This window comes from Microbacterium sp., from assembly GCF_035556355.1.
GTDB lineage: Bacteria > Actinomycetota > Actinomycetes > Actinomycetales > Microbacteriaceae > Microbacterium.
In genome coordinates, this window is record NZ_DATMFG010000024.1 from 143,283 (window position 1) to 165,642 (window position 22,360).

At 70.1% G+C, this 22,360-nt stretch carries 22 protein-coding genes; 16 read left to right on the forward strand and 6 right to left on the reverse strand.

What is annotated here, in order from left to right:
• The first annotated feature begins 290 nt into the window (after window positions 1–290).
• The 7 genes from gadC (at window position 291) to VNR19_RS07065 (ending at window position 9,779) form a co-directional block, all read left to right on the forward strand.
• Window positions 291–1,754, forward strand: coding sequence for a glutamate/gamma-aminobutyrate antiporter GadC (gene gadC / locus VNR19_RS07035; protein ID WP_325725248.1), 1,464 nt, complete (start codon window positions 291–293; stop codon window positions 1,752–1,754).
• On the forward strand, window positions 1,751–2,200 hold the full coding sequence (locus VNR19_RS07040) for a hypothetical protein (RefSeq protein WP_325725250.1): 450 nt from the start codon (window positions 1,751–1,753) through the stop codon (window positions 2,198–2,200). Before gadC ends, VNR19_RS07040 begins: the two co-directional genes overlap by 4 nt.
• Window positions 2,197–3,570 (forward strand): dipeptidase, encoded by a 1,374-nt coding sequence (locus VNR19_RS07045; protein WP_325725252.1) that lies wholly within the window; start codon window positions 2,197–2,199, stop codon window positions 3,568–3,570. The genes VNR19_RS07040 and VNR19_RS07045 overlap by 4 nt, the downstream gene beginning before the upstream one ends.
• Window positions 3,560–5,143 (forward strand): MFS transporter, encoded by a 1,584-nt coding sequence (locus tag VNR19_RS07050; protein ID WP_325725254.1) that lies wholly within the window; start codon window positions 3,560–3,562, stop codon window positions 5,141–5,143. The genes VNR19_RS07045 and VNR19_RS07050 overlap by 11 nt, the downstream gene beginning before the upstream one ends.
• A gap of 166 nt (window positions 5,144–5,309) precedes the next feature.
• A complete protein-coding gene (locus VNR19_RS07055; RefSeq protein ID WP_325725256.1) occupies window positions 5,310–6,365 on the forward strand; it encodes a DUF998 domain-containing protein in 1,056 nt (351 codons plus the stop codon).
• Between the two features lie 71 nt (window positions 6,366–6,436).
• Complete coding sequence (locus tag VNR19_RS07060; RefSeq protein ID WP_325725258.1) at window positions 6,437–9,031, forward strand: winged helix-turn-helix domain-containing protein; 2,595 nt, start codon at window positions 6,437–6,439, stop codon at window positions 9,029–9,031.
• Between the two features lie 22 nt (window positions 9,032–9,053).
• The gene (locus tag VNR19_RS07065) at window positions 9,054–9,779 is read left to right on the forward strand and encodes a potassium channel family protein (RefSeq protein WP_325725259.1); all 726 of its coding nucleotides are present in this window, start codon (window positions 9,054–9,056) and stop codon (window positions 9,777–9,779) included.
• Here the strand turns inward: VNR19_RS07065 and VNR19_RS07070 are convergent.
• Window positions 9,770–10,009 carry a DUF8691 family protein gene (locus VNR19_RS07070; protein WP_325725260.1) on the reverse strand — a complete coding sequence of 80 codons (240 nt, stop codon included), beginning with the start codon at window positions 10,007–10,009 and terminating at the stop codon, window positions 9,770–9,772. The two genes, VNR19_RS07065 and VNR19_RS07070, sit on opposite strands and share 10 nt — an antisense overlap.
• Before the next feature lie 232 nt (window positions 10,010–10,241).
• Between VNR19_RS07070 and VNR19_RS07075 the strand changes: the two genes are divergently transcribed.
• Together VNR19_RS07075 and VNR19_RS07080 are read left to right on the forward strand one after the other, a co-directional pair.
• Window positions 10,242–10,652: a DUF7144 family membrane protein gene (locus VNR19_RS07075; RefSeq protein ID WP_325725262.1), complete on the forward strand. Its 411-nt coding sequence runs from the start codon at window positions 10,242–10,244 to the stop codon at window positions 10,650–10,652.
• A 128-nt stretch (window positions 10,653–10,780) separates the two neighbouring features.
• Window positions 10,781–11,818: an AI-2E family transporter gene (locus VNR19_RS07080; protein ID WP_325725264.1), complete on the forward strand. Its 1,038-nt coding sequence runs from the start codon at window positions 10,781–10,783 to the stop codon at window positions 11,816–11,818.
• A gap of 6 nt (window positions 11,819–11,824) precedes the next feature.
• On the opposite strand, the gene VNR19_RS07085 is transcribed toward VNR19_RS07080, so the two are convergent.
• The 5 genes from VNR19_RS07085 to VNR19_RS07105 form a co-directional block, all read right to left on the reverse strand.
• Entirely contained in the window at window positions 11,825–12,187 is a 363-nt protein-coding gene (locus VNR19_RS07085; RefSeq protein WP_325725266.1) for an SHOCT domain-containing protein, read from the reverse strand.
• Window positions 12,188–12,189: 2 nt separating this feature from the next.
• Entirely contained in the window at window positions 12,190–12,618 is a 429-nt protein-coding gene (locus VNR19_RS07090) for a DUF6325 family protein (RefSeq protein ID WP_325725268.1), read from the reverse strand.
• Window positions 12,619–12,633: 15 nt separating this feature from the next.
• Window positions 12,634–13,014, reverse strand: a complete 381-nt coding sequence (locus tag VNR19_RS07095; protein ID WP_325032915.1) for an SHOCT domain-containing protein — start codon at window positions 13,012–13,014, stop codon at window positions 12,634–12,636.
• Window positions 13,015–13,116: 102 nt separating this feature from the next.
• Window positions 13,117–13,644, reverse strand: coding sequence for a DUF1269 domain-containing protein (locus VNR19_RS07100; RefSeq protein WP_325725270.1), 528 nt, complete (start codon window positions 13,642–13,644; stop codon window positions 13,117–13,119).
• A 106-nt stretch (window positions 13,645–13,750) separates the two neighbouring features.
• Window positions 13,751–14,626, reverse strand: coding sequence for an SGNH/GDSL hydrolase family protein (locus VNR19_RS07105; protein ID WP_325725272.1), 876 nt, complete (start codon window positions 14,624–14,626; stop codon window positions 13,751–13,753).
• Window positions 14,627–14,727: 101 nt separating this feature from the next.
• On the opposite strand from VNR19_RS07105, the gene VNR19_RS07110 reads away from it, so the two are divergent.
• The 7 genes from VNR19_RS07110 to VNR19_RS07140 all read left to right on the forward strand — a co-directional run bounded on the left by VNR19_RS07110 (window position 14,728) and on the right by VNR19_RS07140 (window position 22,359).
• Window positions 14,728–15,573 carry a transglutaminase-like domain-containing protein gene (locus tag VNR19_RS07110; RefSeq protein ID WP_325725274.1) on the forward strand — a complete coding sequence of 282 codons (846 nt, stop codon included), beginning with the start codon at window positions 14,728–14,730 and terminating at the stop codon, window positions 15,571–15,573.
• Between the two features lie 44 nt (window positions 15,574–15,617).
• Entirely contained in the window at window positions 15,618–15,947 is a 330-nt protein-coding gene (locus VNR19_RS07115) for an ArsR/SmtB family transcription factor (protein ID WP_325725276.1), read from the forward strand.
• The gene (locus tag VNR19_RS07120) at window positions 15,944–16,849 is read left to right on the forward strand and encodes an SRPBCC family protein (RefSeq protein WP_325725278.1); all 906 of its coding nucleotides are present in this window, start codon (window positions 15,944–15,946) and stop codon (window positions 16,847–16,849) included. Before VNR19_RS07115 ends, VNR19_RS07120 begins: the two co-directional genes overlap by 4 nt.
• 38 nt (window positions 16,850–16,887) lie before the next feature.
• Window positions 16,888–18,552: an arginine--tRNA ligase gene (gene argS / locus VNR19_RS07125; RefSeq protein WP_325725280.1), complete on the forward strand. Its 1,665-nt coding sequence runs from the start codon at window positions 16,888–16,890 to the stop codon at window positions 18,550–18,552.
• Between the two features lie 28 nt (window positions 18,553–18,580).
• Complete coding sequence (locus VNR19_RS07130; protein WP_325725282.1) at window positions 18,581–19,393, forward strand: LmeA family phospholipid-binding protein; 813 nt, start codon at window positions 18,581–18,583, stop codon at window positions 19,391–19,393.
• Between the two features lie 189 nt (window positions 19,394–19,582).
• A complete protein-coding gene (gene lysA / locus VNR19_RS07135) occupies window positions 19,583–21,016 on the forward strand; it encodes a diaminopimelate decarboxylase (protein ID WP_325725284.1) in 1,434 nt (477 codons plus the stop codon).
• Window positions 21,013–22,359, forward strand: coding sequence for a homoserine dehydrogenase (locus VNR19_RS07140; RefSeq protein ID WP_325032906.1), 1,347 nt, complete (start codon window positions 21,013–21,015; stop codon window positions 22,357–22,359). The genes lysA and VNR19_RS07140 overlap by 4 nt, the downstream gene beginning before the upstream one ends.
• Window position 22,360 lies beyond the last annotated feature (1 nt).

The following is a 22,360-nucleotide window of genomic DNA, read 5'->3' on the forward strand; positions in this document are numbered from 1 at the left end:
GTCCGTCGCGCGCTCGTCGCGCTCATCCGATGCTGAGACCATGGCGGATCACGACCCCCTTCGCGGCGTGTGCCCGGGTCGATCGTGCGGTGCCGCATCCGTCCCGTGCGTCATCCGAGACAGGTGATTCCACGGATGCGCCGCGATCAGTCACCCGCCGTGGGTGATGCTCCTCTCGCGCACGGGACGTACTTTTCACACGAATCGACCGCGATCGGTCGCGGCCCGCGGGCCGCTGGTGAGAGGGGAACAGCCATGATGCGATCCGTCTCCGGGAAGGTCCGCCGGTCATGAGCGCCACAGACGCCGCGGGATCGCGGCGCGAATCGATCCGCTCGCGTGCGGCGGCGGTCCCCAAACCCGTCTGGATCTCGTGGATCGCGCTCGCCCTCATGACGACGAGCTCCGTCGCCAGCCTGCGACCGGCTCCGACGATGGCGGTGTATGGCCTCGCCGCGGTGTTCCTGTACCTGGTGCCGGCCGTCGTCTTCCTCCTGCCCACATCACTGGTGGCCGCCGAGCTCGCGTCGGGATGGAAGGGCGGGGTCTACAAGTGGGTCTCGGAGGGCATCTCGAAGCCGATGGGGTTCCTCGCCATCTGGTGCCAGTTCGCGATGACGATCTTCTACTACCCGACCCTCCTGGGGTTCGTCGCGTCCACCCTCGCCTATGTGATCAACCCGGCACTCGCGTCGAACGGCGTGTGGACGGCGCTCGTGATCATGGTCTGCTACTGGGCCGGAGTGTTCGTGTCGTCGCGCGGCACGAAGGGTGTCGCGGGTCTCGCGAGCTGGGGCCTCATCCTCGGCACGCTCATCCCCGGCGCCGTGCTCGTGACCCTCGGGGCGCTGTTCCTCGGGCAGGGCAACCCGTCCGCGGCCCCGATGACGGCAGACAACCTCCTGCCCCAGTGGGCAGGCCTTGCGAGCCTCGTGCTCATCGTGAACAACTTCCTCTCCTACAGCGGCATGGAGATGAACGCGGTCCACGTGTCTTCGCTGAAGAACCCCGGCAAGGAGTATCCGAAGGCGATCTTCCTCGCCATGGGACTCGTGCTGCTGATCTTCATCCTTCCGGCGCTCGCGATCAGCTGGGTCGTCCCGGCCGAGCAGATCTCGCTGACGGCGGGGATCATGCAGGCCTTCGAGGCGGTGTTCTCGACCTTCGACATCGCGTGGCTGACCCCGATCGTCGGCATCATGCTCGTCGCGGCGTCGCTCGGCGGCATGCTCACATGGCTCGCGGGGCCCTCGAAGGGTCTGCTCCTCATCTCGCGCGAAGAGGGCTACCTGCCGCCGTTCCTGCAGAAGCTGAACAAGAACGGCGTACAGCAGAACCTGCTCGTCACCCAGGGCATCATCACGTCGATCATCGCCCTGGGCTACGCGCTCATCCCGAATGTATCGAGCGCGTACTGGATCTTCTCGGTCATCACGACGCAGGTGTACCTGATCATGTACCTCCTGATGTTCATCGCCGCCGTGCAGCTGCGGCGGCGGCATCCGGATCACCCTCGTGGCTACCGCGCCCCGATCCTCGTCGCGCTGTGCGGCGTCGGATTCGCCGCGTCGCTCGCAGCGCTGCTGGTGGGCTTCATCCCGCCGTCGCAGTTCGGCGGGGGCAGCCCGTGGGTATACCTGCTGATCGTCGGGGGCGGGGCGCTTGGGCTGGGGCTGCTCGTGCCGTTCCTCTTCTACCGCTTCCGCAAGCCCTCGTGGAAGCAGCCGGCGAACGCGGAGGTGAGTGAATCATGAGCACGCACGAGGAGACGCAGCATCCGCGAGAGCGCTCGATCATCTCGATCGTCGCGATCGTCGTGCTGGTGGCGCTCGCCGTGATTGCGACGATCACATTCGTCGGCGCGCGGCAGCAGGCGCGCGATGTCGACAAGGCGCAGGAGCTGCTCGACTCGTTCGCGGATGCCGGGATCTCCACCCCGTTCACGGCGGAGCAGGTCGCACGGGTGCTCGGCGACGACGGCGGCGCGGCGTGCGCCGATCCCAATGCCGCCCTCTCACGGGCGACGCTGCTGGCCGGGCTGTCCAATGGCGCCGGTGGCCCGGGTCAGCGCCCCACCCTCGTCGAGTCGCGGCTTCTGCAGGGGCAGCTCCTCATCATCCAGACGTACTGTCCCGAGGAGGCCGAGGAGTTCCAGGACTTCGTCGACAGCCTCAACACCGTCGAAAGCGCCGGCCGGTGAGCGAGGACATCCGCCACCGCATCCGCTCGATGATGCCGGCGGCTCGCGCCGAGCTCGCCGAGCTCGTCGCGCTGCGATCCGTCGCGGACCCCCGCCAGTTCCCCCCGGAGGAGTGCGCGAAAGCCGCGGAGTGGGTCCGTTCCCGGTTCGCGGACCTCGGCTTCGCCGACGTGCGGCTCGAGCGGACGCCGGATGGGAGCGACGCGGTCATCGGGCAGCGCGCCGCGGTGCGTCCGGATGCCCCGACCGTCCTGCTCTATGCGCACTACGACGTGCAGCCACCGCTCGAGGAGTCCGCGTGGCGCACACCGCCCTTCGAGCTCACGGACGTGAGTGGGCGCTGGGCCGGCCGCGGCGCGGCGGACTGCAAGGGGAACATCGTCATGCACCTCCTCGCGCTCCGCGCGCTCGGTGAGGACATCCGCGTGAACCTGAAGCTCGTGGTGGAGGGGAGTGAGGAGCAGGGGACAGGAGGTCTCGAGCGATTCGTCGAAGCGAACCCCGATGTCCTGCGCGCCGACGCGATCCTCGTGTGCGACACCGGCAACGCGGCGGTCGGGCGTCCGGCGACGACCGTGTCGCTTCGCGGATTCGCCAACGTCATCGTGCGGATCGAGACGCTCGTGTCCGAGGTGCACTCCGGGATGTTCGGCGGGCCGGCGCCCGATGCGCTGGCCGCGCTCGTCGCTCTTCTCACGTCCTTGCGCGACGCCGGTGGAAGCACGGCGGTCGACGGGCTAGAGCGTGACCAGACCTGGCCCGGCGAGCCGTATGACACCGAGCAGTTCCGCAGCGATGCGGGTGTGCTCGATGGTGTGGACCTGCTGGGGGACGGCAGCGTCGCCGACGAGCTGTGGGCGCGGCCGGCGCTCACCGTGCTCGGGATCGACTGCCCGCCGGTCGTCGGATCGACCGCGGCGATCGTGCCTCGGGCGGGCGCGAGGCTGAACCTTCGCGTTCCGCCGGGGACGCGTGCGACGGATGCCCTCGACGCCCTCCGCGCCCACCTCGAAGCCCATGCGCCCTGGCAGGCGCGGGTGCAGATCGAGACGGAAGCCGTGGGGGAGCCGTTCCGAGCGTCGACCGACGGTCCCGCCTATCGCGCCCTCGCCGACGCGATGCGGTCCGCTTACGGCGTGCAGCCGTCGATGCTCGGTCAAGGCGGTTCGATTCCGCTGTGCAACGTGTTCGCGGACGCGTATCCGGATGCAGAGATCATCCTCATGGGCGTCGAAGAGCCGCTCGCCCTCATCCACGCGCCGAACGAGAGCGTCGACCCGAGCGAGATCGAGAACCTCGCGGTGGCCGAGGCGCTCTTCCTGCGCGCCTATGGACGCGGCGGCGTGACTGGCTCCGCTCATGACCGGTGACGACGCCGCGCCCACCAGGCTGAACCGCCGCCTGGCGATCCTGCTCGCCATGGCGATGTTCGTGCTCGTCGTCGACACGTCGATCATGAACGTGTCGATCTCCGCGGTCGTCCGCGACCTCGACACGACCGCGAGCGGCGTGCAGGGCGCGATCGCCCTCGAAGCCCTCGTGTCGGCGGCGTTCATCCTCATCGGCGGCAAGGTCGGCGACCTCATCGGTCGCAAGCGGGCGTATGCGTTCGGCCTCATCGGATACGCGATCGGCGCCATCGCGATGACGCTCGCGCAGGGACTCACCGCGATCATCGTCTTCTGGGCACTCATCGGCGGGATCGGCGCCTCGCTGCTGCTACCCGCGATGCAGTCGCTCATCCACGGGAACTTCGCGGGCGACCACCAGAAGCGCGTCTACGCGCTCGTGGGCGCGGCCGCAGCCATCGCCGCGGCGGTCGGACCGCTGCTGGGGGGCGTCATCACGACCTTCCTCTCGTGGCGCGTCGGGTTCCTGCTTGAAGCGGTCATCATCGCGATCGTCCTCATCGGGCTCCCGCTCGTACGCGATGTCCCTTACACCGGCGACCGCTCGATCGACCTCGTGGGCGCCGCTCTCTCGGTGATCGGCATGGGCGGCGTCGTGCTCGGGATCCTCGTGTGGCAGGAGGGCGGAGGCTACGTCGGACTCATCATCGGGCTCGGCGTCGTCGCGCTCGGCGGCCTGGCGATGTGGCTGCGCCGACGCCACCGCGCGGGCAAGCCCGTGCTGCTCGACCCCGACCTCTTCCGGTCGAAGTTGTTCCGCACCGGGGTCAGCGGGCAGCTGCTGCAGCAGATCGCGCTCGGGGGCACGATGATCGTGCTTCCCCTCTACCTCCAGATGGTCCTCGAGTACAACGCCCTGCTTGCAGGCCTCTCCATCGCGCCGCTGTCGCTCAGCATGTTCGCCGTCGCGATTGTGGCGGGCCGTCGAGCCAAGGGCCGACCCGCCAATCTCATTCTCTTGGGCTTCGTGCTTGCGGCAGCCGGACTCGTGATCCTCGAGCCGATCATCCCCATCGCGACCTCCGGATGGTTCCTCACGGTGCCGCTCGTGATCGCCGGATCGGGCCTCGGACTGCTCGTGTCGCAGCTCAACAATTACACGCTGTCGCCCATCTCCGACGAGCGCGTGAGCGAGGCGGCGGGCGTGAACTCCGCGGCCGGGTCGTTCGGCCTGTCCTTCGGGCTTGCGTTCGCGGGCGCGATCATGCTCGCGATGCTGTCGGCTTCGTTCACCTCCCTCTCCGCGCAGTCGGAGGTGCTGACGGCCGAGGAGCAGCAGCGCGTGGCCGCCGTCCTCGAAGAGGATGCGCAGCTCGTCTCCAACACCGCACTGACCGAGCTGCTGGACGACGCATCGCCCGCGGTGGCGGAGGAGATCGTCCGCATCAACACCCAGGCGCGGCCCCTCGCGCTGCAGATCGCGCTCCTCGTGCCGATCCTGTCGGCGGGCATCGGCATCGTGAACGGACTGCGGATGCGGCGGCTGCCCGACCCGCGCGCGTCGGAGGGAGCAGAGGGAATGCTGCTCGGGTGACTTCGGCGGGGGCGCGAAGTCACCCGAGTCGGATGATGCGGCGCCCGATCGTGCTGGATGGACTGACCTTCACGGATGGGCCCGCGTCGGCCGCGTCCAGCGACCGGGAGGGGGTCGGGATGGCGGGATTCGTCGGGGTCGCCTTGACGGCGACGGAGCGTCGGCGATGAGTGCGCAGCCGGACGGCCTCCTCATGCGCGGCGCTGCGCGCGGCATCCGCTGGACCGACCGCGTGAGCGCGCGCGATCTGGAGTCGCTCGCGCTCTTCGCAGGTGCCGTCGCTTTCGTCGGGGGAGCGATCGCGGCGCTGGTCGCCTTCCGTTTCGCGTCGGCCCCGATCGCTGGACCCGACTCGATCGGTCAATTCGCCGCGCTGGCGTCCGCGTTCGTCGCACTTCTCTGCGCCGCCGTCGCGCGCTATCTCGCGTCCGCGCGCGCCGGCGAGCGCCCTCGGCTGCTCGACCACCTCGACATCGCCGCTCTCGCCATCGCCCACGCGATCGTCGCGCTGCTGGGGTGGACGCTGCTCGCGGCGATCCTCGCCGAGGCGTTCCTGGGGGCCGAGGTGTTCCCGCTCGCGGTGATCGTGCTGGCGGGGGTAGCGACCGCTGTGACGGCTTACGTCTCGTTCACCTCCGCCGCGACCATGGACTCCCGGCGACTCGCGATGCTGTTCGCCGCGTTCTTCGTGCTCGGCGTCCTGGCCGCCATGCTGGCGACGAGCGACCCGGATTGGTGGAAGGACAATCTCAGTGCACTGGGCGTCACGACGAACGCGTCCGCCCGCGCGTTCAACCTGACCCTCATCGTGTCGGGCTTCCTCGTCACGTCGCTCGCGCGATCAGCCACAAGGACCACGACGACCGGCACGACGGGCCTCCTTCGCGTGCGCACGTGCCTCGTTGTGCTCGGCGTCTTCCTCGCGCTCGTGGGGCTGTTCCCGGTCGACATCTACTTCGTGATCCATGTCGGCGTTTCGCTCGGGATGGTCGTCGCGTTCGGCGTCCTGGTCACGCGGCTTCCGCGATGGATGCCCGGGCTCGCTCGCCCGTTCATCGTGCTCGGCTGGCTCTTCCTCGCGCTCATGACCTTGTTCGGGGTCTTCTACGCGGTGGGGTACTACACATTGACCGCCGTCGAGCTCATCGGCGGGGCGCTCGTGTTCACGTGGGTGATCCTGTTCATCCGGAACACGGCAGCTCTCGAAGCGGACACGCCGTGACCTTGGTCCTGTCGACTCGACCTCCGGTGTGGCACCATTCGCTGAGGGGAGCCGATCGAGCGGAGGTCGGTGTGATCGGACGAGCGGCGCGCCGCATTCCGACGCACGCCGTGGATCGTCCTGCGCTTCGTGCGCAGCTCGACGCCGGGGCGAGCGCGCCGCTGTCGCTGATCGTCGCACCCGCCGGCGCAGGGAAGTCGGTTCTCCTCGCGCAATGGGCCGCGTCGCACCCCGCCCTGCCCGTGGCCTGGGTGGACATCGCCCCGGCTGACGCGGACCCTCTCGTTCTGTTTCGGAAGCTGCTCACGGCGATCACGGAGGCGTCGTCGGAGTTCCGCCCGCCGCGCGCGGCCGTGTCCACCGCCGCACGCAGGCTGGGCGATCCCTACCTGGAGGATCTCGCGGCCGGACTGAACGAGATCGACCCCCTCGTGCTCGTCTTCGACGACCTCGACCGGATCGGCGGCACTCCGGTGCTCACCGACCTGTGGCGACTCGTCGACATGCTTCCGGGGGGCGTGCACGTGGTCTTCGCGTCGCGTACCGATCTTCAGCTCGGCTGGAGCCGTCAGCGCGTGCACAACGACCTCGTCGAGATCCGCCAGCGCGAGCTCGCATTCGACGACTCGACCACCTCGCGCGTGATCTCGGCGATCACCGGCATCGCGGTCTCGGAAGAGGTAGCGGCGAAGGTCACCGCGCGCACCGAAGGCTGGGCGGTCGGTGTCCAGCTCACCGCGCTCTCGATGCGGTTCGCGGCCGATCCCGATCTCGTCGTCGCGACGATGGCTGAAACGGATCGGCTGATCACCGACTACCTCGGCGAAGAGGTGCTGGACGGGCTCTCGCCCCGACGACGTGCGGCAGTCGTCCAGCTCTCGGTGCTCGACGATTTCGACGCGAACCTCGCCGGCGTCGTCACGGGCCGCGACGGAGAGAAGCTGCTCACCGGGCTCGAGCGGGACTCGCTCTTCGTCGTGCCCGTGCCCGAGCGTGCGGGCCGGTACAGGTTCCATCGCCTGTTCCGTGACCTCCTCTTGCTGCGGTTGCGCGCTCACGATCACGACGCCGAAGCGGAGCTGCTCGATGCGGCATCGAAGTGGCTCTCGGAGTCGGGCGACGAGGGGGGCGCGATCGAGTACGCGATCCGCGCCCACGACTGGGAACGCGTGCTCGACCTGGTTCTGGGTCTCGGACGGGATTACTACGAGTCGCATCGCATGGGCGCTGTCGTGCGATGGCTCCGCGAGGTGCCCGACAGGAAGCTTGCCGAGCGTCCCGACGCCGCGATCCTCCTGGCGATGGCCGAGGGCATGAGCGGTCACGCGATGCACGCGGTCGACCGCTTCCGCACCCTCCTCGCCGACGGAGAGCTGACGCCGGGTCAGCGCCAGGTCGCCCTCGCCTACCTGGCCGCGTGCGTGCAGTTCCACCCCGAGACCGAGTTCTTCGTGCCGGTCGCGCGGGCGGCGGTGAGCGAGCTCACGCTGCATCCGGATGCACCTCGACCGGACCTTCTCGGGCTCACGTCCCGGAGTCTGCTGCTCACGGTGAGTCAGGTCTCGCTCGGTCGCGCGCGGCTTCTCCTCGGCGACATTCACGGAGCCCGCCGCATCTTCGAGGCCGCGCTGCGAGCGGCGGGCACCGCGTACCGGCCGTACCGCGTACACACGCTCGGTGCGCTCGCGATGGCGGAGGCGCTGACCGGATGCCTCGTGGCCGCGTCCGAACATGCCGAGGAAGCCCTGTCGCTCGCCACCGAGGACGACCTTCTCGTGCATCCGGCGCCCGCCGAGGCGTACCTTGCTCGCGCGCTCGTCGCGGTGCAGCGAGGGGAGCCGGCCGCAGGTGCGCTCGCGCTGCACGAGGGCGCCGCGCGCGCGCTCTCGAACCAGCGCACGCACCTGTTGTGGATCGCATGGCTGATCTCGCACGCGGTGGACCCGGGGGGCGGGCTGCCCGGCGTCGAGGAGCCCGAAGGGCCGCGACCGGCGTTCGTGCGCGACGCGCTGCTCGCATTCGAGATGCGACAGGCTCGCTCGCGAGGAGCACCCGTGCCGCCGCCGCCGAACCAACCGGCATCGTGGTCGTACATCGCGTTCGAGGAGATCGCGGCGCTGCTGGCGCTCGGCCGTCCCAGCCAGGCTCGCGCGCGCATGACGGAGCTCGCCCCCAGGCCGGAGCCGGACGCGCCGCTGCCCGAAGTGGAGCACGAGATCCTCGAGGGCTGGCTGTGCGCCGCCGGGAAGCGGAACCCGGAGTCCAGGGCCCACCTCACGGCGGCGCTCGCGCTCGCCGAGCCCGAATGGCTCGTCCAGCCGTTCGTCAGAGCGGGCGCAGCCGTCGCGGAGCTGATCGACGAGCTCCCGGGGGTGGGGAACCGCTTCCGCAGCGCCGTCGTGAACACGGCACGGGCCGCAGCTGCACCTCCGCGTCAGCACCTCGCCGAACACCTCACGACGCGCGAGCTCGAGCTGCTCGGCTACCTCCCCAGCAGACTGACCATCCCCGGGATCGCCGCGCGCTGCTACGTCTCGACGAACACCATCAAGACGCATCTCGGCCACATCTATCGCAAGCTCGGCGCACAGAACCGGGACGCGGCCGTGGAGCGGGCTCGGGAGCTCGGGCTCATCCCGGTGGGAGATTCGGCCCCGGTCATGTGACGTCTCAGCGACGGAGGGAATCATGGACGAGCCGACTTGGGTCAGCCGGATGGCGCTGCCGCTGTCGATCGCGTCGCTCCTGTACCTCGTGAGCTACTCGTGGCTCGTGATCGCCGATCTCGTCGGGCCGCCGCGGACTGCTGCGCTGGTCCTCATCGTGGTCACGTGGGTCTTCTTCATCGTCGATTACCTCGTGCGGCTCACGCTCGCCGACGATCGCTGGCGGTGGTTCCGCAAGCACCCCGGCGCGCTCGCCTTCGCCCTGCTGCCCGTGCTGCGGCTCGTGCTGCTGCTCGATCGCCTGACGCAGCTTCCCGGACTGCGGCGCACACGCGGGGCGGCCCTGCGGACGCGCATCGCCGTGTACGGCGGCGGGGCCGTCGTCGTGCTCGTGTACATCGCGTCGCTGTCCGTGCTCGAAGCCGAGCGGCACGCGCCGGGAGCCGACATCGTCGACTTCGGCGTCGCCCTGTGGTGGTCGTGCGTCACCGTGACGACCACGGGGTTCGGCGATTACGTGCCCGTGACGTTGCCGGGCCGTGCGGTCGCCGTCGGGCTGATGTTCGGCGGCATCATCCTGTCGGGCATCATCACCGCGACCTTGGCATCGTGGATCCTGGAGCGGGCGTCGCGCGGGCATGACGACGAGGAGCCCGCGACCCGCGGGCAGGCGCGGGCCATCATGGCACGGATCGACGGCCTGGGCCGGCCGGCCGACCCGCAGGAGCCGGACGCCACTCATGGCTGAGCGTCGCTGGGCCCTCCGTCGTCGTCCGAGGCGGAAGGCGGGCGCACGGGATTGACGGAGACAACCTCGATGTGGAGTCCGTCGAAGAGCTCGAGCACGCCGAGCAGCCGGGACTGGTCCGCGACGGGCCCGATGATCCGCGTGAGGCCCCGCTCGTCGGTCACGACGTCGAAGCCGTCGAGCGCGAGGATCAGCTCAGGGCTCAGGCGGCCGCGGACGATCAGTTCCATCACCTGAGCGCGCATGGTCGCATCTCCCGTCGGCGCGTGTGCTTCAGACAGCATCGCGGTCCGGAGCGTGGACTCCATCACCCCGCCCGGATGATTCCCCCCCCGAGGGCATCCGGACCACCCACGACGCGCCTGGACAATCACCCCGCGGGGGTGAGTCCCCGCAGGCCCCGTCTGCGTAGCGTCTGTCGCGACGATCCGAACCCGGATCGCGTCGACGGAGGGAGCATTCATGACGGATACGACGCTGACGCGCTGGACCGGATGGGTGGTGTTCGCGGGCGTCATCATGCTGGTCGCCGGCTTCTTCGACATCATCTACGGGTTGATCGCGATCATCGGCCCCGACAGCGCCTACTTCCTCGCGGCGACCGGAGACCTCTTCCTGCTCGACGTCTCGGGTTGGGGCTGGTGGCATGTCATCTCCGGTGCGCTCCTGGTGCTCGTGGGCATCTTCTTGATGACGGGCGCGACGTGGGCGCGAGTCGTCGGCGTAATCCTCGTCGCGCTCAATGCGCTCGGGCAGCTCGCACTCCTGCCGGTTCAGCCCTGGTGGTCGCTCATCGTCCTCGCGCTCGACATCCTCGTGATCTACGCGATCATCGTGCACGGACGCGAGATGAGGGTGGCGGACAGCGTATGACACTCCCGCCTCGTGACGAGGCGTCGGGGACCCCGGGCCCGCCCGCCGCCGTCGGGGAGGCGGCGGGCGTCCGGGCGTCGCCCCCGAGGTCCGAACCGCTCCACCGCCGCCTGGTTGTCCTTGCGGCGATGGAGCGCCCCGTGATCATCGGCTTCGCGGCTGCTCTCGGCGTGCTGGGAGCGCTCGTCCTGGGCAGCGCGCTCGGATCGATCTCGACGATCCTCGCCTACATCGCGCTGGCGCTGTTCCTCGCGCTCGGGCTCGATCCGATCGTGCGGATGCTGGAGCGCCGCCGCATTCCGCGCGGCGCCGCCATCGGCATCGTGTTCGGCGTGTTCTGCCTGCTCGTCGTCGCCCTCCTGGTCTTCGTGCTTCCCCCTGTCGTCGCACAGGTCGGCGAGTTCGTCGCGTACATCCCCGAGGCACTCGCCGACATCCGCGGCTCGGAGTGGATCACGGGACTCGCTCCCGACGTGCAGGCCGCCCTCCTGACAGTCGCCGAGCAGCTGCGGATCATCGTGTCGGCGCCGCACACGCTCGCCGTCCTCGGAGGAGGCGTCCTCGCCGCGGTCGTCGGGCTCGTGGGGTTCGTCACGGCGAGCTTCATCGTCGTCGCGCTCACGCTGTACTTCCTCGCGTCGCTCTCAGCGATGAAGAGCGCGCTCTACTCGCTCGCGCCGGCACGGAACCGCCCGACGCTGCGCGAAATGACCGAGCGCATCACGGCATCCGTCGGCAGTGCGCTCCTCGGCTCCGTCACGCTTTCCGCGTTCAACGCCGCGGCCGTCTTCGTGCTCCACGTGCTCATCGGGCTGCCGTTCCCGGCGCTCATGGCCGCGGTCGCGTTCGTCATCACGCTCGTGCCGCTCTTCGGCTCCGTGATCTTCCTCGTGCTCGGGTCGATCGTCGCGCTCTTCTCGAGCCCGCTCCAGGCGCTCATCTTCGCGGCCGCGTATCTGGTCTACATCCAGCTCGAGTCCTACGTGATCAGCCCGAGAGTGATGAACCGGGCGGTCTCGATCCCGGCCGCGCTCGTGCTCATCGGCGCGCTCGTCGGCGGGACGCTCATGGGCGTGCTGGGCGTGCTGCTCGCGCTGCCGGTCATGGCGTCGCTCCTGCTGATCATCCACGAGCTGGTCGTGCCGAAGCAGGACCTCAAGGTCTGATCGACGTCAGGAGGAGAGCAGCCGCGCCTTCGCCGCCGCGAACTCGTCGGCGGTCAGCACGCCGGCTTGCTGCAGCTGCGCGAGCTTCTGTAGCTCGGCGACGAGGTCGACGCGACCCGCACCGGCCGGGGCCGCAGCCGGAGGAGGCGGCGGCGCCGCCTGCTGGGCGCGGGCCACGGCCTGGGCGGCGGCGGCATCCATCGCGGCCTGCTGCTGCGCGGCCGCGGCCTGCCGATCCTCGTAGGCCTCGTACTGCTTCTCCTGCTGGTGGCGCGACACGGCGCCCGACACCGCGGTCGCGGTTCCGGCGACGACTGCGGTGCGGGCCGCCATGCCGATGAGCCCCGGTCGTCCGACTCTGCGAAGCATGCTCATACCTCCTCGTCGCCGTGCTGGGAGAGGAATGCGTTCACGACCGGCGCCGGGATGCCCTGGCGTGCGACGACCGCACCGCCCGCATCCCACAGCGCGGCCGCGAAGGCCTTCGCCCACAGCAGCTCCACCACGAGGATCGCCGCGGACTTGCCGGGCGGGATCTGCGTGGTGAGCGTCTCGATGTCGTCCATCCCCGCGAGACCCGCGAGGTCGAGCGCGGGCACGCCGTCGCTGTCCGTCGTGTCGGAGAGCTCCATGACCGTGAGCTCGCCGTCCGCCGTCCGCTTGGCGAACACGAGATCGCACAGGTTGACGGTTCCGGATGCGACGAGATCGTCGATCGCCTTCAGGACTCCCGGCCCCGGAGTATCACCGTCGAAGGCGATCGCGTAGAAGTCGAGCGGACCGTAGTCGAAGCGCGTCATCACGGCCTCCGCGGCTCACACCGCGAGCGCCCGGGCCTTGAGCGCGTCGAACTCGGTCTGCGAGATCGTTCCGGCGTCGAGGAGCGACTTGGCCTTGGCGATGTCGTCGACTGCGCTCGGCGCCCCTGCGGTGGCGCGGATGTACTCGTCCTGCTGCTGCCTCAGCTGACGCGCCTGCGCCATGGACCGCTCCTGCATGCTCGATCCCCGGGCGATCAGGTAGACGAGCGCTGTCAGGAACGGCACGAAGATCAAGAAGAGGATCCACACCGCCTTGAGCCACCCGTTGAGCGTGTGGTCGCGGAAGATGTCGGTCAGGATCGAGAACAGCACCATGAGGTAGGCGACGAAGACGAACACCCAGAAGAACCACGCGATCCAACTCCACAGATCCATTTCCTCGCCAATCGTCGATGACAGACCCGGCGTCCGTCCTCCAGGCACGCTAGGAGAGGACGGATGCCGCGGCGTCACCCCGCACGGGTGAGACTGCCGGTGTCAGGCGTTGAGCTGCTCCACGACGTCGTCCGCCGACTCCTCGATGGCTTTGCGCAGCCGCGTGAAGTCGTCCGAGTCGATCGACTTGCTGACGCGCTTGTCCGATCGCAGCAGCGCCTCTTCGACCCGGTCAGCCCATCTCTCGTTGACGACGGCGACCACGGCGGACGAGCCCGGTGCGAGGTACTCGTCGACGTCGACGCCGAACTGCTTCTCCTCGCGGTTCTTCCTGATCTTCCCGAGGACCGCACCGATGCCGGCGCCGACCGCTGTAGCCGCCAGCAGCGGGGGTGCGAACAGGCCGACGACGACACCGGCGCCGGCGCCCCAGGCAGCACCATGACCGACCGACTTGTCGCCGTGCTCCTTGACCTGCACCTTTCCGTCGCGACCGCGCACCAGCACCACGGCGCCGATGACCTCGTAGCCTCCGGCGTCCTGGCCGCTGCGCAACGAGCGGTAGTCCTCGGTCGCCGACTCGGTGTCGGCGTACGAGCCGACGACCAGCGCAAGGTTCTGTGTGCTCATCGAGATCCCCTTCGAACCGCGTGACCGGCCGCCCGGTCGCCGTCGGGCTCATTCTCGCCGTCGGGACGCGCGGGGCGTTCACCCGATCCGGGTGAGACGTGGGAGGTCAGCGCTCGCCTACCGGCACGACCTCGTCGACGTTCTCGACCACCTGGTCGCCGTCGACGGTCTGCGTGACATCGAGCTCTTCCGCCGGAACGTCGGCCGCGGCATCCGTCACGCCCGTCATCGACGCGATCGCCCGCTCGAGCCGCTCCGCCAGATAGGCATGGCCCGCGTCGGAGGGATGATTGTTGCCGAGGGGGCTCGTGTCGATCACGTCGAGGTAGTTTTCGGGCGAGATCCACTCCTCCCGTAGCGGGGAGACGTACCACCAGCCGCGGGCGCCGGCGAGCTCGGCGAGATCCTTGTCGATGCGCGCGGTCGCCGTCTCGACGGGGAGCACCTGCGGCGCGGGCCCCAGCACGACGAACGCGGCGTCGGGGTAGAGGGCGGCGAGTGCGTCCCATGCCCCGGTCACGGCCTCGCGGTATCCCTCGGCGGGCCGCTTGCGGTCGTTGATCGAGCCTTCGATGATCACGAGGTCGGGATCGAGCTCGGGGTCGAGGGCCGCGATGCGATCGGGGTACGACGGACCGTCGATGCCCGGCTTCAGGTAACCGCTGCCGCGCACGCCGTCGACGACGACGTCCCACCCGAGGCGCTCGCCGATCACGTACGCGAATCCGAGCGTCGGGACTGTGGCCGCCGAGCCGTACACCCACGAGTCGCCGAACACGAGGACCTTCGGATGCTCCGGCAGCGCGAGCGGCGCGGGTGCGAGCATCGCGGGCGGAGCCGCGGCCTCGCCGTCTGCGACGGGCGTCGCGGGAGCCGCCCACGGCCTCCACGCGGCCACCGCGACGACGAGCGCCAGCGCGACCGCGAGGGCCACGAGGGCCCACAGCGGCGTCCGCGCTCGGGTCGGCGTCGTCGACGTCATGAAGTGAGGGTACGTCACGATTTCACGCACCCCGAATCGCCTGGGGGGACGGCTGGGGAGACCCGCGACGGATGCTCGGCGGAGCGTGCGAGGATACTCCGATGCAACGCGTCGTGACCGCCGAGCTCGACCTCGAACTGGGGTCGTCGGTCGACCTCATCTTCCAGATCTCCGCCGCCCAGCAGGTGCCGGTCGTGAGCGAGTCGCTGACCTTCACGCAGGGCGATCGCGTCTACACGCCGACCGAGATCGTCGACCAGTCCGGAAGCCGTCTGCATCGCCTCACGGGCGAGGCCGGCCACATCCAGGTGCGCTACGAGGCGACCGTCGACGGGCAGTCCGCCACGAGCCGTACGAGCGACCTCGAGGCGATCACGTATCTGCGCCCGAGCCGGTACTGCCAGTCCGACGAGGTGTTCCAGCAGGCGCGGCGCCAGTTCAAAGGGCTGCACGGCCATGACCTCATCGCGGCGGTGTCGGAGTTCGTCTCGAGCAGCACGACCTATACGCCCGGGCTCAGCAAGGGCACCGACAGTGCCGTGACGACCCTCATGACGGGTCAGGGCGTATGCCGCGACTACGCGCACGTCGTGATCGCACTGCTGCGCGCGATGGACATGCCCGCGCGCTACACCGCGTGCTACGCGCCGGGCCTGCGGCCCATGGACTTCCACGCCGTCGCCGAGGCGTACCACGACGGCGCGTGGTACGTGATCGACGCGACGCGTCTCGCGAACCGGAGGTCGCTCGTGCGCATCGCGACGGGGCGTGACGCCGCGGACAGCGCCTTCCTCAGTTACCACGGCGGCTACGTCGGCCTCGATCGCCTGCGCGTGAACGCGTGGGTCGTGCCGGACGGGCCCCCGCTCGACGGGTTCGAGGCGCTCGCCCTGCCCGAGGAGGATCCGGCGGCCGACGATCACGTGGAGCTCGTCCAGATCTCATAACATCAGCACTTGGTGATATAAACGGATGCTGATATAAAGGTCGCATGCATGCGCTCGACGTCCTCGGCGATCCGGTGCGACGACGCCTCGTCGAACTCCTCGCCGAACGCGACCGCACGGCGGGGGAGCTCACCGAGATCGTGACGGCCGAGTTCGGCATCAGTCAGCCCGCCGTGTCGAACCATCTGCGCGTTCTCCGCGAGTCCGGCTTCGCGCGGAGCCGGCCCGAGGGCACGCGCCGCATCTACGCGCTCGAAGCCGCCCGTACCGCCGAGGTCACCGACTGGGTGCAGCGGCACCTCGCGTTCTGGTCGCAGCGCCTCGATGCCCTCGAGACCGAGGTGCGCCGCGGTCGCCGCAAGGAGGAACGATGACCGATCCCTTCATCCGCGCCCTGACCGGCGACGAGGAGCACCAGTCCGTGACGCTGGTCCGGCGCTACGAGACGTCGATCGACGACCTGTGGCGCGCGCTCACCGACCCCGATCGCATCGCCCGGTGGTACGGCGCGATCGTCGGCCCGGTGCCGCGCGGAGCGGGCGACGGCTTCCAGGTCGACATCGGCGGCGGGACGGTGCGGCGCGCGCGGCTCGAGGCGTGCGATGCGCCCCGCATATTGGAGTACACGTGGTGGTCGGGCGACGACGATCCGGGCCTCGTGCGGCTGCGGCTCGAGCCCGCGGGCGACGCGACCGAGCTCACGGTGCACCACGACCGTCTGCGACCGCACCGTCTCGTGGGCTACGGCGCGGGGTGGGAGGGCAACCTCGCGACGCTTGCGGCGGTGGTCGGCGCAGCGGCGGACGAAGCGGATGCCACGGCCCGCGCCGCGCGCTGGGAGCTGCTGCGCTCCCGCCCGCTCGAGCTCGCGGTCGAGATCGACGCGCCGGTCGCGCGCGTGTGGGAGGCGTGGGGGAGCGCCGACGGACTCGCGAGCTGGTGGTGGACGCACTGGGACGACGTGCGGATCGCGGCGGATGTGCGCGTGGGCGGCGCCTACCGCATCGAGGCGCCTCGCGTGGGCATGTCGGTGACGGGGCGGTTCGTGGACGTCGAGCCCGAGCGGCGCCTCGCGTTCACGTGGGTGTGGAGCGACGCCGACGGCGTCAGCCGCGACGAAGCCGTGGACGTGGCGTTTGCCGCATCCGGGAACGGCACGCGGCTCATCGTGCGGCACACCGGCCCGTGGGCCGACGACGCCCCGGCCGAGTCGTACCGGCAGGGCTGGGAGTTCGTGCTCGGCGAGCTCGCGCGGTCAGTGGCATCCGCACCCTGAGAAGGCGCACACCGCCCGCGAACTAGACTTGACGGGTTATGGATCCCGCAGCCCTCTCCGCCGCCCTGCTCGACGTCATCCGCCCTGCCGCCGAGGCGCGACGTCCGGGATCGACCGAGGGGCTGACGGCGGCAGACCTCCCGCTCGAGCGTCCGAAGAACCGCGATCACGGCGATTGGGCCTCGAACGCGGCGCTCAAGCTCGCGAAGAAGGTCGGGGCGAACCCGCGTGAGTTCGCGGCGGAGATCGCCTCCGGCCTCGATAGCGTGCCGGGCGTGGCATCCGTCGAGGTCGCGGGCCCCGGCTTCATCAACATCCGTCTCGAGGCGGCGGCGGCCGGCGCCCTCGCGAAGACGATCGTCGACGCGGGGGAGAAGTACGGCACGTCCGACGCGCTGGCCGACCAGATCATCAACCTCGAGTTCGTGTCGGCGAACCCGACCGGCCCCATCCACCTCGGCGGCACGCGCTGGGCCGCCGTCGGCGATTCGCTTGCGCGCATCCTCGCGTCGCAGGGCGCCAGCGTCACACGCGAGTATTACTTCAACGACCACGGCGCGCAGATCGACCGCTTCGCGAAGAGCCTCGTGGCGGCGCACGAGGGCCGCCCGACCCCCGAGGACGGCTACGGCGGCGCGTACATCGCCGACATCGCCCGTCGCGTCGCGCTCGCGTATGAAGGAGACCTCGACGCGCTCGAGCCTGACGCGAAGCAGGAGGTCTTCCGCGAGCTCGGCGTGAACTTCATGTTCGACGAGATCAAGAAGAGCCTCCACGACTTCGGCGTCGACTTCGACGTCTACTTCCACGAGAACGACCTGCACACGTCGGGCGCCGTGCAGCGCGCGGTCGACCGCCTGCGCGAACTCGGCCACATCTTCGAGGAGGACGGCGCGATCTGGCTGCGCAGCACCGAGTTCGGCGACGATCGCGACCGCGTGATCATCCGCTCGAACGGTGTGCCCGCCTACTTCTCCGGCGACCTCGCGTACTACCTCGACAAGCGCGAGCGCGGCTTCAACCGCTGCATCATCATGCTCGGCGCCGACCACCACGGCTACGTGCGCCGCATGATGGCGATGTGCGCCGCGTTCGGCGACGAGCCGAACGTCAACCTGCAGATCCTCATCGGGCAGCTCGTCAACCTCGTGAAGAACGGGCAGCCGGTGCGGATGTCCAAGCGTGCGGGCACGATCGTGACGCTCGAAGACCTCGTCGAGATCGTCGGCGTCGACGCGGCGCGCTACGCCCTCACCCGCAGCTCGGCCGACTCGAACCTCGACATCGACCTCGATCTGCTCCAGAAGCGCACGAACGACAACCCCGTGTTCTACGTGCAGTACGCGCACGCGCGCACCCACAACGTGGCGCGCAACGCCGCGGCATCCGGTGTCGACCGCTCCGTGTTCGCGCCCGAGCTGCTCCAGCACGAGACGGAGTCGGCGCTCCTCGGCGCCCTCCAGGAGTTCCCGCGCGTCGTCGCGTTCGCGGCCGAGGTGCGCGAGCCGCACCGCGTCGCCCGGTACCTCGAAGAGCTCGCCGGCCTCTACCACCGCTGGTACGACAACTGCCGCGTGATCCCGCTCGGCGACGAGCCCGTCGAAGACGTGCACCGCACGCGCCTGTGGCTGAACGACGCGACCGGGCAGGTGCTGCGCAACGGCCTCAACCTGCTCGGCGTGAGCGCGCCCGAGCGCATGTAGCGGCCTCCGCCGCAGAGAGAGGGGCATCGTGACGACGCCGGACGGGCATCCGACGCTTCCCCTGCCCGGGTCACCCGCGCGTGACCTGCGTCGACGGCGGCGTGTGTGGCCGTGGATCGTCACGATCATCGTGGTCGTCGGCCTCGCTGTCGCGGCGTTCTTCGTCGCCGAGGCGATCGTGCGCGATCTCGTCACCAAGACGATCCGCGACCAGATCACGACGCGCACGGGCATCGACGCCTCGAACGCCGACGTCCAGGTGCCCGGACTCGTGCTGCCCCAGCTCGCCGCCGGCACGTTCGACAGCCTCACGATCTCCGGGGAGGACGTCGTGTTCCGGTCGTTCTCGGGCGACATCCACGTCGAGGCCCACGGCGTGCCGGTGCGCGGCGACGGAGATCTGACGGATGCCACGGCCACCGTCACTCTCGACGAGCCGCAACTGCAAGCGCTCATGAGCGGCGTGCAGGGCTTCCCGGCCGATTCGATCGGCCTCGCGGCGCCGAACGTCACGATGTCGACCGAGTTGTCGCTGTTCGGCGGGACGTTCCCGGTCGCGGTCGCGCTCACGCCGTCGGCCGAGCAGGCGCAGCTCGTGCTGAGTCCCGCCGAGTTCGAGATCTCGGGCTCGACGGTCTCTGCCGACCGCCTGCGCGATCAGTTCGGCGTGCTCGCCGACGTCCTCCTGCGGGACTGGCGTGTGTGCATCGCCGACCGCCTGCCGGCGGGCGTGACGCTCAGCGAGGTCGGCGTGGAGGCGGAGACGCTCGTCGCGGACTTCGAGATCGCCCCGGGAATCGTGCACGACACCGCCCTGCAGTCGCCGGGCACGTGCGCGTGAACGGGTCATCCGCCGTCACACGCGGGCGCTGGCGGCGGGGAGCGGCGCGCGGGTCAGACTAGACTTCAAGCATCGCGTGGCGCTCGCGTGATCCCGCCGCAGCGCCCGTCTCATCCGCTGATCGGCTCCCGCCGAACCGCTTCATCCTGATTGGTCACAGTGTCCGCCGCCTCGTCCTCATCGCAGTCGGTGCCCGCCTGGCCGGCGGTCCCCGACGACGTCAACGACCTCGTTCCGGCCGTGTGGCCCGCATCGGCGCGGCGCGACGAGCACGGCGTCCTCGCGATCGGGGGCGTCTCCGCCACCGAGCTGCGCGACCGGTTCGGCACGCCTCTCTATGTGCTCGACGAGGAGGGCGTGCGCACCGCCGCCCGCCGCGCGCTCGACGCGTTCCGCGCGGCCGCCGCCCTGCACGGCGTGCAGGCCCGCGTGTACTACGCCGGCAAGGCGTTCCTGTCGACCGAGGTCGTGCGGTGGGTCACCGAGGAGGGGCTCGCGGTCGACGTGTGCTCCGGCGGCGAGCTCGCGGTCGCGCTCGCCGGCGGCGCCGACCCCGCGCGCATCGGCTTCCACGGCAACAACAAGAGCCAGGCAGAGCTCGAGCGAGCGGTCGAGGTCGGGGTGGGCTCGATCATCGTCGACAGCTTCATCGAGATCGAGCGGCTGGCCGCGATCGTCGAGCGCACCGGCGCGACGCAGTCCGTGCTCGTCCGCGTGAACAGCGGCGTCCACGCCGAGACCCATGACTTCCTCGCGACGGCCCACGAAGACCAGAAGTTCGGGTTCACGCTGACGGATGCCGCGGCCGCGGTCGCCCGCATCCGTGAAGTCCCCGGTCTGCAGTTCGCAGGGCTCCACTGCCACATCGGCTCGCAGATCTTCGGCTCGGCCGGCTTCCAGGAATCGGCGGCCCGCGTCGTCGAGCTGCACGCGGAGCTGCTCGCGGGCGGCGACATCCCCGTCCTCAACCTCGGCGGCGGGTTCGGCATCGCCTACACCGCCGCCGACGACCCCACGCCCATCGAGCACCTTGCGACCGGCATCGCCGACGCGGTCGCGCGCGAGTGCGAGGTGCGAGGCATCCCGATGCCCAATCTCGCGTTCGAGCCCGGGCGGGCGATCGTCGGTCGCGCCGGCGTCACGCTCTACGAGGTCGGTACGACGAAGCCCGTCGCCATCGGCGACGACGCCACCCGCCACTACGTGAGCGTCGACGGCGGCATGAGCGACAACCCGCGCTTCGCGCTGTACGGGGCGCAGTACTCCGCGCGCGTCGCGTCGCGCACGAGCGACGCCGCCCCTCAGCTGTCGCGCGTCGTCGGCAAGCACTGCGAGTCGGGCGACATCGTCGTCGACGCGGAGTATCTGCCTGCCGATGTCGCGCCAGGCGACCTGCTCGCGGTGCCGGCCACCGGTGCGTACTGCTTCTCGCTCGCGAGCAACTACAACTTCGTCCCGCGCCCGCCGGTCGTGGCGGTGCGTGCCGGGCGCGCCCGCGTCATCGTGCGGGGCGAGACGATCGACGATCTGCTGGCGCGCGACGTTGCGGCCGAGGCGAGCGACGGGCTCGCGGCGGAAGGGGAGGACATGCCTGTGCTGAGCGAGCGGAGCGAGACGAAGTGACGGACTATCGCCGACTGAGGGTGGCCCTGCTCGGAGCGGGAGCCGTGGGATCGCAGGTGGCGTCGCTGCTGCGCAAGCACGGCGACGAGCTCGCGGATCGCGCGGGGGCGCATCTCGAGCTCATCGGCATCGCCGTGCGGAATCCTGATGCTCCGCGCGACGCCGACCTGCCGCGCGAGCTGCTCACGACCGACCCGGAGCCGCTCATCGTGGGCGCCGACATCGTCATCGAGCTCATGGGCGGCATCGAGCCGGCGCGCTCGTACCTCCTGCAGGCGATCAACTCCGGCGCCGACGTCGTGACCGCCAACAAGGCGCTGCTCGCGACGCACGGTCCTGAGATCTTCGAGGCGGCCGACCAGGTCGGCGCGCAGGTGTACTACGAGGCGGCCGCCGCCGGTGCGATCCCGATCATCCGTCCGCTGCGCGACTCGCTCGCGGGCGACCGCGTGCAGCGCATCATGGGCATCGTCAACGGCACGACGAACTACATCCTCGACCGCATGGACTCCGAGGGCGCGGAGTTCGCCGATGTGCTCGCCGACGCCCAGCGCCTCGGGTACGCCGAGGCCGACCCGACGGCCGACGTCGAGGGCTACGACGCCGCTCAAAAGGCCGCGATCCTCGCGAGCCTCGCGTTCCACACGTCGGTTCCGCTCGAGGCCGTGCACCGCGAGGGCATCACGGGCATCGACAAGGCGATGATGGACGCCGCGCGTCACGCGGGCTACGTCATCAAGCTGCTGGCCGTGTGCGAGCGGCTCACCGGCGCCGACGGAGCCGAGTCCATCTCGGTGCGCGTGTATCCCGCCCTCGTACGCCGCGACCACCCGCTCGCGAGCGTGCACGGCGCGAACAACGCCGTGTTCGTGCAGGCCGAGGCCGCGGGCAACCTCATGTTCTACGGTGCGGGCGCCGGCGGCGTGCAGACCGCATCCGCCGTCCTGGGAGACGTCGTGTCGGCGGCGCGCCGCCACCTCGCGGGCGGTGTGGGCGTGGGGGAGTCGAACCGCGCGAACCTGCCGATCCTGCCGATCGCGAACGTCACGACCCGGTACCAGATCACGCTCGAGGTCGACGACCAGCCGGGCGTGCTCGCGACGGTCGCCGGCATCCTCAGCGAGGGCGACGTCTCGATCGCGACCGTCGAGCAGACGGTGCGCAGCGAGCCGGTCCCCGGCAACGGCAGCCCCGTGACCGAGCCCGCGAGCGACACCGTCGCGCGCCTCGTGATCGGCACCCACAAGGCCCTGGAGCAGAACCTGAGCGAGACGGTCGACCGGCTCGCCGCGAGCGGCGTCGTGGAGCGCGTCGTCTCGGTCCTGCGCGTGGAAGGAGACTGAC

Bases quoted from the DNA above. Each gene is read 5' to 3' on its own strand.
- argS (WP_325725280.1), top strand. From the start codon at position 16,888: ATGGATCCCGCAGCCCTCTCCGCCGCCCTGCTCGACGTCATCCGCCCT.
- VNR19_RS07105 (WP_325725272.1), bottom strand. From the start codon at position 14,626: ATGACGTCGACGACGCCGACCCGAGCGCGGACGCCGCTGTGGGCCCTC.
- VNR19_RS07065 (WP_325725259.1), top strand. From the start codon at position 9,054: ATGGACGAGCCGACTTGGGTCAGCCGGATGGCGCTGCCGCTGTCGATC.
- VNR19_RS07090 (WP_325725268.1), bottom strand. From the start codon at position 12,618: ATGACGCGCTTCGACTACGGTCCGCTCGACTTCTACGCGATCGCCTTC.
- VNR19_RS07095 (WP_325032915.1), bottom strand. From the start codon at position 13,014: ATGGATCTGTGGAGTTGGATCGCGTGGTTCTTCTGGGTGTTCGTCTTC.
- VNR19_RS07055 (WP_325725256.1), top strand. From the start codon at position 5,310: ATGAGTGCGCAGCCGGACGGCCTCCTCATGCGCGGCGCTGCGCGCGGC.
- VNR19_RS07070 (WP_325725260.1), bottom strand. From the start codon at position 10,009: ATGGAACTGATCGTCCGCGGCCGCCTGAGCCCTGAGCTGATCCTCGCG.
- VNR19_RS07110 (WP_325725274.1), top strand. From the start codon at position 14,728: ATGCAACGCGTCGTGACCGCCGAGCTCGACCTCGAACTGGGGTCGTCG.
- VNR19_RS07085 (WP_325725266.1), bottom strand. From the start codon at position 12,187: ATGCTTCGCAGAGTCGGACGACCGGGGCTCATCGGCATGGCGGCCCGC.
- VNR19_RS07115 (WP_325725276.1), top strand. From the start codon at position 15,618: ATGCATGCGCTCGACGTCCTCGGCGATCCGGTGCGACGACGCCTCGTC.
- VNR19_RS07050 (WP_325725254.1), top strand. From the start codon at position 3,560: ATGACCGGTGACGACGCCGCGCCCACCAGGCTGAACCGCCGCCTGGCG.
- VNR19_RS07120 (WP_325725278.1), top strand. From the start codon at position 15,944: ATGACCGATCCCTTCATCCGCGCCCTGACCGGCGACGAGGAGCACCAG.
- VNR19_RS07040 (WP_325725250.1), top strand. From the start codon at position 1,751: ATGAGCACGCACGAGGAGACGCAGCATCCGCGAGAGCGCTCGATCATC.
- gadC (WP_325725248.1), top strand. From the start codon at position 291: ATGAGCGCCACAGACGCCGCGGGATCGCGGCGCGAATCGATCCGCTCG.
- VNR19_RS07100 (WP_325725270.1), bottom strand. From the start codon at position 13,644: ATGAGCACACAGAACCTTGCGCTGGTCGTCGGCTCGTACGCCGACACC.
- VNR19_RS07075 (WP_325725262.1), top strand. From the start codon at position 10,242: ATGACGGATACGACGCTGACGCGCTGGACCGGATGGGTGGTGTTCGCG.
- VNR19_RS07080 (WP_325725264.1), top strand. From the start codon at position 10,781: ATGGAGCGCCCCGTGATCATCGGCTTCGCGGCTGCTCTCGGCGTGCTG.